The sequence below is a fragment of the Bacteroides sp. 11BF genome (assembly GCF_019633765.1).
Taxonomy (GTDB): Bacteria; Bacteroidota; Bacteroidia; order Bacteroidales; family Bacteroidaceae; genus Bacteroides; species Bacteroides hominis.
In genome coordinates this window covers 23,540-39,336 of sequence record NZ_JAFKPJ010000013.1, presented here as the reverse complement: position 1 = coordinate 39,336, position 15,797 = coordinate 23,540, and the positions used below count along the sequence as shown (strand labels likewise).

The 15,797-nt window shown below is 42.3% G+C and carries 9 protein-coding genes; 7 read left to right on the top strand and 2 right to left on the bottom strand.

The annotated features are described in order from the left end of the window. The first annotated feature begins 68 nt into the window (after positions 1 to 68). The 3 genes from JZY04_RS14280 (at position 69) to JZY04_RS14270 (ending at position 5,588) form a co-directional block, all read left to right on the top strand. A complete protein-coding gene (locus tag JZY04_RS14280; RefSeq protein ID WP_005808413.1) occupies positions 69 to 791 on the top strand; it encodes a DUF4396 domain-containing protein in 723 nt (240 codons plus the stop codon). A gap of 245 nt (positions 792 to 1,036) precedes the next feature. Beyond that, a complete protein-coding gene (locus JZY04_RS14275; protein WP_181996404.1) occupies positions 1,037 to 4,468 on the top strand; it encodes a bifunctional proline dehydrogenase/L-glutamate gamma-semialdehyde dehydrogenase in 3,432 nt (1,143 codons plus the stop codon). 67 nt (positions 4,469 to 4,535) lie between these two features. Further along, positions 4,536 to 5,588: a linear amide C-N hydrolase gene (locus JZY04_RS14270; RefSeq protein ID WP_122142663.1), complete on the top strand. Its 1,053-nt coding sequence runs from the start codon at positions 4,536 to 4,538 to the stop codon at positions 5,586 to 5,588. A gap of 107 nt (positions 5,589 to 5,695) precedes the next feature. Here the strand turns inward: JZY04_RS14270 and JZY04_RS14265 are convergent, their stop codons facing one another. Together JZY04_RS14265 and aroC are read right to left on the bottom strand one after the other, a co-directional pair. Further along, the gene (locus tag JZY04_RS14265; RefSeq protein ID WP_122142662.1) at positions 5,696 to 7,060 is read right to left on the bottom strand and encodes a dipeptidase; all 1,365 of its coding nucleotides are present in this window, start codon (positions 7,058 to 7,060) and stop codon (positions 5,696 to 5,698) included. Positions 7,061 to 7,072: 12 nt separating this feature from the next. Beyond that, on the bottom strand, positions 7,073 to 8,149 hold the full coding sequence (gene aroC / locus JZY04_RS14260; protein WP_005808404.1) for a chorismate synthase: 1,077 nt from the start codon (positions 8,147 to 8,149) through the stop codon (positions 7,073 to 7,075). A gap of 260 nt (positions 8,150 to 8,409) precedes the next feature. Here aroC and JZY04_RS14255 point away from each other — a divergent pair, with 260 nt between their 5' ends. The 4 genes from JZY04_RS14255 to JZY04_RS14240 all read left to right on the top strand — a co-directional run bounded on the left by JZY04_RS14255 (position 8,410) and on the right by JZY04_RS14240 (position 15,784). Beyond that, entirely contained in the window at positions 8,410 to 8,988 is a 579-nt protein-coding gene (locus JZY04_RS14255) for an RNA polymerase sigma factor (protein WP_005781354.1), read from the top strand. Between the two features lie 99 nt (positions 8,989 to 9,087). Next, positions 9,088 to 10,287, top strand: coding sequence for a FecR family protein (locus JZY04_RS14250; protein ID WP_005808401.1), 1,200 nt, complete (start codon positions 9,088 to 9,090; stop codon positions 10,285 to 10,287). Between the two features lie 128 nt (positions 10,288 to 10,415). Beyond that, complete coding sequence (locus tag JZY04_RS14245; RefSeq protein ID WP_122142661.1) at positions 10,416 to 13,868, top strand: TonB-dependent receptor; 3,453 nt, start codon at positions 10,416 to 10,418, stop codon at positions 13,866 to 13,868. A gap of 29 nt (positions 13,869 to 13,897) precedes the next feature. Further along, positions 13,898 to 15,784: a RagB/SusD family nutrient uptake outer membrane protein gene (locus JZY04_RS14240; RefSeq protein WP_122142660.1), complete on the top strand. Its 1,887-nt coding sequence runs from the start codon at positions 13,898 to 13,900 to the stop codon at positions 15,782 to 15,784. The last annotated feature ends 13 nt before the right edge of the window (positions 15,785 to 15,797 follow it).

Here is a 15,797-nt window from a genome sequence, read left to right as displayed (position 1 = left end):
TAATTTTAACTGAACTATTTTGCAAAAGGCTCGTTATTAATACCACTTATCAATTAATAATGAGCCTTATGAATACAATGTTTTTCAATGCAGTATCTTGCTTTTTTGTATGTGCCGGTCTTATCATAGCCCTTATTCTGGCAATTAACGTAATATTTCACAAACAATCCATGAAGATAATGAATATAGTCTGGGTGCTTACCGGGCTGTGGGGACATTATTTTGCATTGTTTGCCTATTATACTTTTGGTATCCGGAAAGATAGCATGGTAGAAGTGGCTCCCGTAGAAAGTATGAAGATGGATATGAAAATGCCGATGGAGATGGACATGCCTGATATGCGTCCCAAATGGCAGTCCATCACTTTGTCTGCTTTTCATTGCGGGGCGGGTTGTACGCTGGCAGATCTTATTGGAGAATGGTTTACTTACTGGGTACCTCTACGGATAGGGGGGAGTCTGATAGCAGGCAGCTGGGTACTTGATTTTGTTTTAGCATTGGTTATAGGCGTTTTTTTTCAATTTGCCGCAATCCGTGAAATGGAGAAAATCTCTTTTAGTAAAGCTGTTTCGCGTGCCTTTAAGGCCGATTTCTTTTCATTGTTAGCCTGGCAGGTGGGTATGTATGGTTGGATGGCTGTTGTTACTTTTGTACTTTTTACAGATGCACCTCTTGAGAAAACATCCTGGACATTTTGGTTTATGATGCAGATTGCCATGCTTTTTGGTTTTATCTTATCCTATCCGGTGAACGCATTGTTAATCAAAGCGGGTATCAAAAAAGGAATGTAATTTTCTGATTCGGGAAAAATGGCCCAAAGAGCATTGATTCTTAGAAAATATCTATATATTTGCAGATACACACCTCCTTAAATTATACTATTATGGACCGATATCTGCTTTTTGACCGGTTTTCACAGCAAGCGTTGCAGACTTTGCATCGCTATCGTGCCGTTATGTTCAGCCCTACCATGTTTCTGTAATTGTAAGTTGAGATTATTTTCTGATTCAATACATTACTTTAACATTGATTTCTTATGGACAGACCAACTATTGCTGAAGTAAACGAATGGGTACTGAAACTCTACAATACCTGTGAAGCAACCATTACAAGTGAAGAGCGTCGTGAGCAACATAAATATGCCGTAATGGTGCAACGTCCTCAAGATAAAAAATTCCTGGTGAAAATGCTGGACGAATCTTCCCAGATACGTGACCGGAAGAAACTTGCCAAACGAATCAAAACGCTGATAGATGAATATGGAGTTCCTGAATTTCTAAATAAAAGGGATACTTTTCTTTTTAAAATGTATCAGGCTTTCGGACATCATTTTGATTTTATTGCTATCCCTATTATCAAGAAGCGATTGCGTACGGATACCTCTAAAGTGATTATTGATGAATCGCGTCCGAACCTGACAGAACATTTAGCGACCCGTTTTAAAGAGAAGATCGGACAAAACGTCAATTTGTTGGGGGAAGTGGTTTTGGGTAATGGAGAGGCTGATCATCGGTATCATCATTATCTGGAAGCTTTGGAATCTCCGGATATAAATTATATATCGGTTAAAATCTCCGGCATCTATGCTCAGACACATGCATTGAATTATCGGGAGAGTTTTCCTGAATTGGTCAGACGCATGTCTGCTCTTTATCAAAAGGCGATCGATAATCCATATGTTGACGAAGACGGGCTGAAACGTGCTAAGTTTATCAACCTTGATATGGAGGAGTATAAAGATGCACATTTCACTATGCGTCTGTTTAAAGAGGTGCTGAGCAAACCCGAGTTTAAAAATTATTCGGCCGGTATTGTCGTTCAGGCATACTTGCCCGACGCTTATGATTTTCAGACTGAGTTGCTTGAGTTTGCCAAAGCACGGGTAGAATCCGGGGGGACACCTATCAAGATGCGTCTGGTGAAAGGCTGTAATCTGGAAATGGAAACCGTTATTTCTTCACTTCGTGGATGGCCTAATCCGGTACGCCCGTCAAAGACGGAAGTAGATGCCAATTATTTGCATTTGTTGGAGCGTGGCTTACAACCCGAAAATGCTGAAGTGCTTCATTTGGGAGTTGCTTCGCATAATCTGTTCTCTATAGCATATGCCTATTTGTTGAGCCGGAAATTGGGTACATCAGACTATATGACGTTTGAGATGCTTGAAGGAATGGCCAATCATTTGTGGCGTGCACAGTCTATGTTAGGTAACCGGGTGATTCTCTATACTCCGGTTGTGAAAGACGAACATTTCCTCAATGCAGTGTCTTATCTGGTGCGGCGTATGGATGAAAATACGGCTCCTGATAATTTTCTGACCCATTCGTTCAATTTGAAGCCGAATACCGATACCTGGAACTTTCTGGTTCAACAGTTTGAAGATGCTTATGCGATGAAAGATCATCTGACTCATACTTCGCCACGAGTACAGGATCGGAATAAATCTTATACGCCGGCTATGCCTTCAGACCGAATGGAAAATGAGCCGGATACAGATTTCGACCTGAAGCAAAACCAGGAGTGGATGGAGAAGATATTTGCCAAATGGAAAAAGTCGAAAGAGGATGTGCCCGAAATTATTCCATTGCAAATTGGAACTGAAAATATAATTACGGAGAAACGTTATAAATATCTGGATCGTTGCCAGGAAGAGGATGTTTGTATATGTGAGATGTCACAGGCCAATGCGGAGCAGGTGGAACGGATACTTTCTATAGCCGAAGCCGATCCTGCCGGATGGAGAAAAACCAAATTGGAAGACCGGCATAAGATGATGTATGCTGCTGCCAATAATCTGGCGGAGATGAGGGGAGATTTGATAGGCTGTATGTGTGCAGTAACCGGAAAAACAGTTGTTGAAGGGGATGTAGAAGTATCTGAAGGAATCGACTATGCACGTTTTTATACTACAACGATGAGAACTTTTTCGGAGTTGGGTGATGTTAGTTTAACAGCAAAGGGGACTGTACTGGTTATTTCTCCATGGAATTTTCCTTGTGCCATTCCCATAGGTGGCATTGTTGCCGGCCTGGCCGGGGGAAATACTGTTATACTGAAACCTGCTACGGTGGCAGCTCCGGTGGCTTGGTTGTTTGCCAAAGCTTTTTGGGATGCGGGAGTGCCCAAAGAAGCATTGCAAGTGATCATAACTGATCGGGAGGCTTTGAAGCTGCTTACCACTTCTCCGATAGTGAAACATATTATTTTGACCGGTGGTACAGATACAGCCCGTAGTATAGCAAAATCAGCTCCGGTTACTCCACTTTCGGCAGAGACCGGAGGAAAGAATGCCATTATACTTACCGCTTCCGGTGATCGTGACCATGCTATTATGAATATTGTTTCTTCTGCTTTTGGCAATGCAGGACAGAAATGTTCTGCCTGTTCGTTGCTGTTAGTGGAACGTTCGGTCTATGAAGATAAGAGTTTCCGTGAGAAACTGATTGATGCGGCTACCAGTCTGAAAGTAGGGAGTGTCTGGGATCCGGGCAATGTAGTGGGGCCTATGATAACAAATAAAAATGAAAAATTACTGCAAGCATTAGTGCTGGAACCTGGGGAGACTTGGTTAGTGCCGCCAAGATTCATTGATAAGAAGCAATATATACTGGCTCCTACTGTAAAGTGGGGAGTGAAGCCGGGTAGTTACTCTTTTCGCACCGAGTTGTTCGGTCCGTTGTTGAGTGTGGCTTGTATTGAAGATTTGCAGGAAGGAATTGATTTGGTGAATGGATTGGATTATGGCTTGACATCCGGTCTTCAGAGTCTGGATGAAACCGAACAAAAGATCTGGAAAAATTCGTTAATGGCCGGAAATCTGTATATCAATCGGGGTATAACAGGAGCTATTGTCAACCGGCAGCCATTTGGCGGGATGAAACTTTCGGCTTTCGGTGGAGGAGTGAAAGCAGGTGGCCCGAACTATTGCAGTTGCTTTGTAAAAATAGCCGATAAACCTGATAGTAAAACCGACTATCGTCAAAGCTATACTAAAGCCTTTCAGGAGGAATTTTCAAAGCCGAGGGATATAAATAATCTTTATGGTGAACAGAATTTGTTCCGTTATTTGCCACTGAAGAGTATGGTATTGAGGCTTTTCCCGGATGACAGGAATGAAACAGCAGAGATGATAGTATATGCTGCCCGGTTGTGTGGAACTCCACTTACCATTAGTTATGACCCATCGGACGATCGTACCGAAGCTTTGGCAGACACAGGTTGTCGGTTGAGGAAGGAGACAATGGATTCATTTATCAGTAGTATTTCCGAATACGAACGTATCCGTACCTGCTCACCGGAAATACCCGTGAAAATATACGAAGCAGCTGTACAGACTGACAAGTATATTGCTACAGCACCTCCGGTGAAAGACGGAAGGGTAGAGTTGATACATTATATTAAAGAGCAAAGCATTGCTTTTGAGTACCATCGGTACGGAAGTATTTCGGAAGTACCTGCCTGTGAATAAAACTAATACTCCATGGTTTTGTTATCTAAATGCAGATAACAAAACCATTTTAATTAATAAAAAGAGTATGAGAAAGAAAATTATGATGGCAGCTTTGGTTACTATAGCTGTCAATTTGATCTGGGGTGGACAGCTTGCGAAAGCATGTACACGTGCAGTTTACATTGGACCGGATAATATGGTGATTACCGGACGTACGATGGATTGGAAAGAGGATATTCAGTCTAATTTATATCTTTTCCCCCGTGGTATCAAACGTGCAGGATACGATAAAGGAAATACGGTAGAATGGACTTCGAAGTATGGTAGCATTGTGGCTACCGGGTATGATATCGGTACTTGCGACGGCATGAATGAAAAAGGGTTGGTTGCCAGTCTCCTGTTTCTACCGGAGTCTGTCTATACCCGTCCCAATGACACCCGCCCTGTAATGGGGATCAGTATTTGGACACAGTATGTGCTTGATAACTTTGCAACAGTACGTGAAGCTGTTGAAGAGCTAAGTAAACAAACCTTCCGCATTGATGCTCCGAACATGCCTAATGGCTCTGCATCTACATTGCATATGGCTATCACTGATGAAACGGGTAATTCCGCTATTCTGGAGTATATCAATGGAGACTTGATCATCCATGAAGGTAAAGAATATCAAGTAATGACAAACTCTCCCCGTTACGATCTTCAATTGGCTGTGAATGATTATTGGAAAGAGGTAGGCGGTTTGAATATGTTGCCGGGAACCAACCGTTCAAGTGACCGTTTTGTGCGTGCTTCTTTCTATATTCATGCTATTCCGCAGACATCGGATGCGAATATTGCTGTACCGAGTGTATTGAGCGTGATGCGGAATGTATCTGTTCCTTTCGGAATCACAACTCCGGACAAGCCGTATATTTCTTCCACACGTTGGCGTTCGGTTTCTGATCAGAAAAATCGGGTATACTACTTTGAGTCGACTTTGACTCCTAACCTGTTCTGGGTAGATTTGAATAAGGTTGATTTTAGTCCGAGTGCAAATATCAGGAAATTATCTTTGACACACGGGGAAATTTATACAGGAGACGCAGTGAAAGATTTCAAAGACAGTAAATCGTTCACATTTATGTTTGAGTTGCCATGATAAGTCTTACCACAAATAACACGGATTAAAACAGCATTCAATTTTAGGTCGCAACGGAACCTGATTGATATCTGTTTTAATCCGTGTTATTATTTGTGATAAGAAGCTTACTTTTTACTGTATGTCAGATGAAATTCTACAACTGCCTCGATCCCTTTTCTGAATATATCCAGAGAGAAGTTTTCATTAGGCGAATGGATAGCATCCGATTCCAGTCCGAATCCCATAAGTACGGTTTTTATTCCTAACACCTGTTCGAAGGTTGATATAATAGGGATACTCCCTCCGCGACGTACGGCCAATGGTTTTTTACCGAAGGCTATTTCAAATCCTTTTTCTGCTGCCTGATAGGCTGGTAGTGATATAGGGCATACATATCCTTGTCCTCCATGCATCGGTGTCACTTTTACATCCACTGTAGCCGGAGCGATCCGGCGGAAGTAGTCTGCAAAAAGCTTTGAGATTACATGATGGTCTTGGTGCGGAACCAGCCGACACGATACCTTGGCATAGGCTTTTGACGGGAGTACGGTTTTAGAGCCTTCACCGGTATAGCCACCCCAAATGCCACAAATATCGAATGAGGGGCGGCAACTGTTTCTTTCCAGGGTACTGTATCCCTTTTCACCAAAAAGCTCTTTTACACCGATGGCTGCCTTGTATTTTTCCTCATTAAAAGGAATATGGGCGATCATTTCCCGTTCTGCTTGTGGAACTTCTTCCACGGCATCATAAAATCCTGGGATCGTGATGCGTCCGTCAGCGTCAATTACTTTACTCAACATGCCGCAAAGCACATTAATCGGATTAGCTACAGCCCCACCGAAGTGCCCTGAATGCAAGTCGCGATTTGGACCTGTTATTTCGATTTCCCAATAGGCCAAACCACGCAGCCCGGTAGTTAATGAAGGAAGATCGGCACCCAACATACTGGTATCTGATACCAGTATGATATCGGCCTTTAGTAGTTCCTTATGCTCTTCACAGAAGGCCTCCAGACTTGGTGAACCGATTTCTTCTTCTCCTTCGAAAATAAATTTCACATTGTTTTTCAGCAGATTGTATTTTACGAGATACTCAAAAGCTTTTACTTGAATAAATGCTTGTCCTTTGTCGTCATCGGCACCTCGCGCCCAAATATGTCCGTCACGTATTTCCGGTTCAAAAGGTTGGCTTTTCCACAAATCGAGAGGTTCGGCAGGCATCACGTCATAATGCGCATATATCAATACCGTTTTAGCGTTAGGGTCTACTATCTTTTGTCCGAATACGATAGGATTTCCTTTTGAAGGCATAACGATGGCTTCATCTGCTCCGGCTTCGAGTAATAATTGTGTCCAGCGTTGTGCACATGCCAGCATATCGTCATGATGTTCCGGTAATGCGCTGATACTGGGAATACGGATGAGGCTGAATAAATCCTCCATCATCATCGGTTCGTTCTCTGCAATATATTTCTGAATTTCGTTCACGTTGAATAATTATTAAAGTTGCGTCATTCTATCCAATAAATAATAGTCGAGTATGGTCATTGCTGCCATGGCTTCTACAATAGGTACTGCACGTGGCAATACACATGGGTCGTGACGTCCCCTGGCTTTCAATGTGGTATCGATGCCGTCGATATTAACAGTTTCCTGTTCCATCAGTACCGTGGCTACCGGTTTGAATGCTACCCGGAAGAAAATATCTTGCCCGTTACTGATCCCCCCTTGTATTCCTCCGGAGTGGTTGGTTCGTGTTTCTATCCGCCCATTATTGTTGTAGAACACATCGTTTTGCTCTGATCCTTTTTGTTTGAGTCCTTTGAAACCGTCTCCATACTCAAAAGCCTTTGCAGCATTGATACTCAGCATGGCATTTCCCAATGCGGCATGTAGCTTACCGTATACAGGCTGTCCAAGTCCGATAGGACATCCTTTGATGACACAAGTCAATACGCCTCCAATGGTATCTCCTTCACCCTTGATTTTATAAATCAAATCCTGCATTTCTTTTGCTTTTTCGGGGTCCGGACAACGCACCGGATTGCTTTCAATCAAGTCAAGGTCGTAATCCGTATAATTACCCTCCAATTTAATTGGACCTACCTGTGAAGTATAAGCTGTGATGTGAATTCCCAATTGACGCAATGCGAGTTTTGCCAAAGCACCACCCACTACCCTTGAAATGGTTTCACGTGCAGAAGAACGTCCTCCACCACGGTGATCACGGATTCCATACTTTACAGTGTATGTATAATCGGCATGTGACGGACGATATACTTTTTCCAGGTTATTATAGTCGTTTGAATGTTGGTTCTCGTTCCATACGATAAACCCGATGGGGCATCCTGTAGATTTTCCTTCGAAAATGCCCGAAAGAAATTCTACCTTATCAGCTTCTTTGCGTGCAGTGGTAATGACCGACTGCCCCGGGCGACGGCGGTTCAGTTCTTGCTGAACGAACTCCTCGTCGATAGTGATACCTGCTGGAAATCCATCAATCACTCCTCCGATTCCTTTACCATGAGATTCGCCAAAGCTGGTTAGTCTGAAAATATTGCCAAATGAATTGAACATATTGAATAAGGCTTTAAAGTTTAGTATATGCAAATATAACAATAAATTTCAGGAAAGAGTTGTTCTCTTCGGTTTTCCTTCATAAGGGGAGATTGAATTTCGCTGTAATAGATGCCGCCTTTTGTTTGTCCTCTAATTAGTACAAGAAAGAAGATTAGCAATTATAAAGGAATTTTATAGTTAAAAAGAGAGGTTTCTTGACTACCTTTAATGAATTTTTGCTTATTTTGCGCAACTGATGTTGTCAGAAGTCATGCGATATGTATAATAATGATCCCGTTGAGAGTAGTAATGCGAAGTGGCAGTCATTTCTGGAAGGAGATGACAATGCTTATGCATGGCTGTATTCTCAATATGTTCAGCAACTCTATCAATATGGGTGTCGCTTTACTACAGATACAGAGATGGTGAAAGACTGTGTCCAGGATGTTTTTGTGAATATCTACAGACAGAAAGGTAAATACTCTTCTCCTCCTGCCAATATTAAAATCTACTTAATGTCTTCGTTAAGGAATTCTATCTTTAATGTCTTTAATAAAGGGAGTTTACATGACACTTATATCTCTAATATAAATTATGAGTTCGATTTGTCGGTAGAAGAAAAAATTATTGAGACCGAAGATGAAACATCTCAGAAACATACTGTTGCCCATTTGTTGAATACGCTTTCTCCCCGACAGCGTGAAATCATCTATTATCGTTTTTTTGAAGGGCTGGATTACAGTTCTATTTGTGAGCTGATGGGGCTTAATTATCAGTCAGCCTATAATTTACTTCAGCGATCTCTCACCCGATTGCGTGAAATGTATGGTATATTGCCATTTTTCTTTCTATTCTAATTCCTTGTTTTTCAGCTGGTAATAGAAATTCAATAAAAAAATCCGCTTTTCACTGAGTAGATTTCAGAGCTCTGTCTGTCTTTTTATAAAAAGAAGAAAATGGAGCGAAATCACTATATACACTATACCGCAGCTGATTTGTTGGACGACGGACCTTTTCTGGACTCAATGCAGCATCCTACGGAACAAAGTGAAGATTTTTGGGCAAGATTGGAGAAAGAAGACAGCGATTTTGCCAAAGAGTTACATATGGCTCGAAGTTTTTTAAAGATTGTAGCCGTAAGTCCTCAAAAGCAGATGACAGACGATGAAGTGGGAATACTTTGGGAACGAATCAGCTATCAGGTAGCGGTTGAGAAAAAAGCGAGAAGAGGAAAAAAACGATTAATTTTCCTGCGTGTAGCGAGTATTGCTGCCTGTATATCAATGTTGGTCTTGAGCAGTTATTTTGTTTTTTCCCTTATTGCTTTTTATGAAGAAAGTTCATTTTACAGTTTGGCCAGTATCTCCCAACCGGATCATAGCGATGACATACAGTTAGTCTTGTCGAAAGGGCAGAAGGTGGTTATGGATGGGAAAGAAAGTAAATTACACTATAAGAAGGGTGGTAAAATAGCCATCAATTCCGGAACGGCTCAGGCAGATGAAGAAGGGGGCGCAGGTTATAATCAGTTAATAGTTCCTTCCGGAAAACGTTCTTTTATAACATTTTCCGACGGGACACGAATAGCCGTGAATGCTAATACCCGTGTGGTATATCCGACAGAATTTGCGGCACATAGGCGGGAGATTTATGTGAATGGAGAAGTCTACCTTCAGGTATCTCCTGATAAAACCCGGCCTTTCATCGTAAAGACCAATCGGATGGAAGTAGAGGTGCTGGGCACGAAATTTAATGTGAGTGCTTATGATTCTGCAGAGGAACAATCGGTGGTTTTGGTATCCGGTAAAGTGAAAGTGGATACACATAAGCATCCCGAGAAAGTTCTTAACCCCAATGATATGTTAACTTATGATGACCAAGGGAACGAGTTGCGGATAAATACAGTGGATGTGTCTGAATATATCAGTTGGGTAGAAGGCTATTATTGCTTTGAACGTGAAAAGATTGAAGTAATCATCGAAAAGTTATCTCAATATTATGGAAAACACATCACAGCTGATTCGGGGCTGATCGGGTTGACCTGTAGTGGTAAGCTTGATTTACGGGAAGATTTATGGGATGTTTTGGAAATGTTAAGTAAAACCATACCTGCGAAAGTAGAGATCAGAGAGAATCATTTTTTATTAACCAAGTAATTTCTAATAGTATGAAACAAGGACCTTAAATTTTTTAAGAAAGGGTTGGATAATACCCTCATATCATCCAACCCCTGATTAGATTAAACTACGTAAAAACAAATTTGTTAATCAAATCGTACAAATGTATGAATAATCATGGAATATTTAGTCCCAATAGGACTAAAGTAGGAACTTTATTATCAATAAAAAGTATTTTTTTATTTTTGTTATTCACTTTTGCATTCGAAATAGCTTATGCTTCAAGTGTTTACTCGCAAACCAAAGTCTTTACTATGCAATCTGCCGGAAAAACCGTACTACAGGTTTTTAAGGAGATAGAGAAGAATAGTGAGTTTATCATCTTTTACAGGGATGATGTTATTGACTTGAACCGGAAAGTCAGTGTAAATGTGGTTAATCAGTCGGTCGAAAAAATATTAGAGCAATTATTGGCACATACCGATAATGGATTTACCATTAAAGACCGTCAGATCATTATTTATAAAAAAGAAACTTCCGAATCCGCCTCTGCCCCTCAGCAGAAGGCTAAAATCAAAGTTACCGGAGTCGTTACCGATGCAAAAGGAGAGTCAGTCATCGGTGCAAACGTAGTGGTAAAAGGAAATCCTACTATCGGTGCCATAACCAATATGGAAGGACGTTATGAAGTCATGCTTCCGTCGGATGATGTGATTTTACTGGTCTCATACCTGGGATATAATACCGAAGAAATCAAGGTGAAAGGACGTCGTAACATCAATGTCGTATTGCACGAAGACTCAAAAGCGCTTGATGAGGTAGTGATAGTCGGTTACGGTAAACAGAAAAAAGAGAGTGTGGTGGTATCCATGAGTTCGATAAAACCCAAAGACATTGTCGTTCCTTCCCGAAGCCTGAATAACAGCCTTGCCGGTCAGGTGGCAGGTCTGATTGCGGTCCAGCGTTCCGGAGAGCCCGGTTATGATAATGCCGAATTCTGGATTCGCGGAGTCAGTACTTTTGCCGGAGGAACTTCTCCGCTTGTACTTGTCGACGGAGTTCCCAGAAATATGAGTGATATTGAACCGGATGAAATAGAAACATTTTCTGTACTGAAAGATGCGGCCGCTACTGCCATTTATGGTGCGGAAGGAGCTAACGGTGTAGTACTGGTGACTACTAAGCGCGGACGGGTTGAGAAAGCTAAAATATCTTTTAAGACAGAACATACGATTTCGTCACCTACTCGTCTTCCGGAATTTGTTGGTTCTGCCGATTATCTGAGCCTGTATAACGAAGCATTGCGCAATGATGGAGAGGGACCTCAATTTTCTGATGAACTGATAGCCCATTACCGTAACAACGATGATCCGGATCTGTACCCTAATACCAATTGGATTGACGAACTTCTTCGTAAGAATACCTTCAGCCACCGTTATACACTCAATGTACGCGGTGGTACGGAAAAGGCCAAGTATTTCGTATCAGGTGCCTATTTTAATGAAAGCGGATTGTTCAAGAACAGACCGAATGGGATTTATGATACCAATATCGGTATTGACCGGTTTAATCTGCGTTCTAATATTGATATGGCTGTATCTTCTACTACTACAGTAGGAGTAGATCTTGCCATGCAATATCTCATTAATAATTATCCGGGAACAGGTACTTCCACCATTTTCCGTTCCATGTTGATCACTCCTCCCTATGCTTTCCCGGCTGTGTACAGTGACGGAACAGTAGCTACTTATGCTCAGGAAAGAGATGCCAATATGCGTAACCCTTATAACTTATTGATGAACTCCGGTTATGCAAAAGAATACAGAACCGGTATCCAGTCAAAAGTAAATGTCAATCAAAAACTCGATTTCATTACCAAAGGTTTGTCTGCCAACCTGAATATAAGTTATGACTATGACAGCGAGATGATTATCCGTCGTGAATATAATCCGACACGATATCATGCTACTGGTCGTGATGAATTGGGACAACTGATTTTCTCTACGGTTGTATCGGGTAACCCGGATATTCAGGATCCCAAAAACAGTGCAACGTCTGCCACCAAGAAAATTTATATTGATGCGTCTGTCAACTACAAACGTACGTTTGGAAAACATGACGTGGGGGCCATGTTGCTGTATATGCAGAAAGAGACACAACAGCACAATGTTCCTCTTCCTTTCCGTAAGCAGGGGTTTGTGGGCCGTGCCACTTATGGCTATGACGGACGCTATTTTGTCGAAGGCAACTTTGGTTATACCGGTTCCGAAGCATTTGCCGAAGGTAATCGTTTCGGCTTTTTCCCGGCAGTCGGTGCCGCTTACTATCTTTCTAATGAATCATTCTATCCGGAAGCGGTAAAAAAGATAGTTAATAAACTAAAGCTGAGAGCATCTGTCGGACGTACGGGTAATGATAAAACGGGACAGGAACGCTTTTTGTATCGTCCTACTTTCACGACCAATGCCGGTGGATTTACACAGGGTATCGGAGATACTGGCGGAACCAACGGAATAGGTAACGGTATTGTTGAAGGACGTTTTGCAGCCCCCTATCTGGCTTGGGAAATTGAAGATAAGCAGAATTATGGTTTTGATCTTGGATTGTTTGATAACCGTATTGATATTATTTTCGATTATTTCCGTTCCGAACGTAGAGATATCTTGCTGCAACGCCGTACTGTTCCCCAGTTGGGCGGACTTCGTCAAGACCCATGGCAGAACTTTGGTAAGGTACGTAATCAGGGTGTGGATATGTCAATGAACCTCAATCAGCAGATAGGTAAACTGAAACTCAGCGCCCGCGGGACATTTACCTTTACGCGCAACAAAATTCTTGAATATGATGAGCTACCGCAGAAGTACGATTATCAAGCAGTTACCGGTACCCGTGTTAGCGAAAATACTCTTTATATTGCCGACCGGCTTTATACCGAGGACGATTTTATAGTCAGTACCAATGCCAACGGATTGAAAACCTATAAACTTCGTTCGGAACTTCCGCGTCCTACTTTGGGAGGATTAGTTGGTCCGGGTGATATCAAATACGTCGATGTAAATGGTGATGGTGTGATTGACTCTTACGACCAGGTAAGAGGAGTAGGGAACCCGAGTACCCCTGAAATTATTTATGGATTTGGCCTTAATGCCGAGTACAAGGGTTTCTATGCAAGTATCTTTTTTCAAGGGGCAGGCAATACATCTGTTCTTCTGGGAGGGGCTACTTCAGAAGGATGGTACCCGTTCTCCTGGGGTGTCGACCAGTCCAATTACCGTACGTTTGCTTTAGACCGTTGGACCGAGAGCAATCCCAGCCAGGATGTCATTATTCCGCGTTTGCATAAAAACAATGCCAATAATGCCAACAACAGGGTGGCAAGCACCTGGTGGTTGCGTGATGGTTCCTTCTTACGACTGAAAAACATAGAGTTCGGTTATCAGCTTCCTAAGAAATTTATGGATAAGATTGGTTTTGAGGCTGCCCGTATTTATATTATGGGATATAATCTTGCTGTGTGGGACAAGATTAAGTATTTCGATCCGGAAGCCGGTAATGCCAACGCAGGTTTGAATTATCCTCTGCCACGTACTTTCACACTCGGTTTAGACTTTACATTCTAAAAAGAAAAAACAGATTAATAAATAGAAAGATGAAAAAGCAAAATTCTATATATACTTTGCTGATAGCGCTATTGTGCTTTGTTAGTTCTTGCGACTATCTGGGAGTTTCCGACCAACTTGCGGGAGGTTTGCAGAATACCGAACAGGTATTTGATAACGTATCGTATACAAAAAGATGGTATGCCAATGTTTTTGCCGGTATCCCCGACTATTCGGGAATCAACAGCGTGAATGTGGGAGCTTTCAAGAATCCTTGGACAGGTATGTGTGATGAACTGGTCGTAGGATATGGAAACTCTTCCAAATACAATAATTCGGATAGAAATGCTTCCAACATGGGATTTCATCGTTATGGCGACTGCTACAAATACATCCGTCAGGCCAATATCTTTTTGCAGAAGGCCCATCCGATAATGACTACAGGTACTCAGGGTGATCAGTTGCTGGAAGACGAGCTGACGCAGATGAAAGCCAACGTACGTTTTATGCGGGCATTTTATCATTATTTGTTGTTTGAACAGTACGGTCCGATCATTTTGGTGAAGGACAAGATATACGATGCAACTGAAGATCAGGACGTACCCCGGAACACGGTGGACGAAGTGGTAGCGTATATTGATTCCGAACTGACAGCAGTTGCTTCAGAATTGACTCAGGAGCCCATTTTTGAAGATAAGGATTATCGTGCTTGGCCGACCAAAGGAGTTGCTCTGGCCGTTCGTGCCAAGTTGTGGCTGTATGCTGCAAGTCCTCTTTTAAACGGAGGATACAGAGAAGCTTTGGCGGTGACGAATCCGGATGGTACCCGCCTGTTTCCCGATTATGATGCCGGTAAGTGGGAGAAAGCTCTTGCTGCTTGCAAAGACTTTATCGATTATGCCGAGGCCGGAAGATATGAATTGTATAAAGAATATAAAGACGACAACGGTGCTGTCATTGATCCGGACAAGTCTGTATATAATCTGTTTCAGAAGTATACACACGAAATTATTTGGGCCACGGCAAATAATGATTGGGGAGGAATGAATGGCGATGCTTTTGATCGTCGTATCGCTCCGCGCTGTGAAAAAAATGGTTTGGGTTCCACCGGAGTTACGCAGGAATTGGTAGATGCTTTTTATATGAAAGACGGGCTTCCCATTTCGGCTACGGCTTATTTGCCGCAATCCACACTTTATCAGGAAGAGGGATACGGGACTTACAAAGATCAGAATGATAACTTCTCCAAGAAGTATACCAACGTGTCTGTCAGCAACCGTTACCTCAATCGTGAACCTCGTTTTTATAACACCGTTTTCTTCAATGGACGTCAATGGCCTGTGAGCTGTAATCAAGTGTTGTTTTACAATGGTGGAAACTCCGGTGTGCAAGAAGGACAGGCCACGCTGACCGGTTATATGCTTTTCAAACGTTTCAACCGTTCAGTCAGTTTGACCAATCCGGGGGTAGCCTCTCAGTTCCGTCCTTCTATTATATTCCGTTTGGCAGATTTTTATTTGATGTATGCCGAGGCAGCCAATGAAGTCAATCCTAACGATGTGAGAGTTTTGAAATACCTCAATCTCGTGCGTGAGCGTGCAGGATTGCCCGGTGTAGAGACCTTGAATCCTGCCATTCGTGGTAATCAGGAATTGCAGCGGGCTGCTATTCAGCGCGAACGTCAGGTGGAACTGGCCACAGAAGGGCAACGTTATTTTGATGTAAGAAGATGGATGATTGCCGATAAAAACGGAGAAGGTCGTCAGAACGGTTATGCACATGGAATGAATGTGCGTGGTGAACCGAATGATATTGACGATTTCAATCGTGTAGTGGAAGCAAGTCAGATTGTATTTAACCGGAAAATGTATTTATATCCGATGCCTGACTCGGAAATGCGGAAGACCAAGAATCTGGTACAGAATCCGGGATGGTGATTTTGAACGAATA

Coding starts and splice junctions, on each gene's coding strand:
- JZY04_RS14255 (WP_005781354.1), top strand. CDS start 8,410: ATGTATAATAATGATCCCGTTGAGAGTAGTAATGCGAAGTGGCAGTCA.
- JZY04_RS14245 (WP_122142661.1), top strand. CDS start 10,416: ATGAATAATCATGGAATATTTAGTCCCAATAGGACTAAAGTAGGAACT.
- JZY04_RS14270 (WP_122142663.1), top strand. CDS start 4,536: ATGAGAAAGAAAATTATGATGGCAGCTTTGGTTACTATAGCTGTCAAT.
- JZY04_RS14240 (WP_122142660.1), top strand. CDS start 13,898: ATGAAAAAGCAAAATTCTATATATACTTTGCTGATAGCGCTATTGTGC.
- JZY04_RS14275 (WP_181996404.1), top strand. CDS start 1,037: ATGGACAGACCAACTATTGCTGAAGTAAACGAATGGGTACTGAAACTC.
- JZY04_RS14250 (WP_005808401.1), top strand. CDS start 9,088: ATGGAGCGAAATCACTATATACACTATACCGCAGCTGATTTGTTGGAC.
- JZY04_RS14280 (WP_005808413.1), top strand. CDS start 69: ATGAATACAATGTTTTTCAATGCAGTATCTTGCTTTTTTGTATGTGCC.
- aroC (WP_005808404.1), bottom strand. CDS start 8,149: ATGTTCAATTCATTTGGCAATATTTTCAGACTAACCAGCTTTGGCGAA.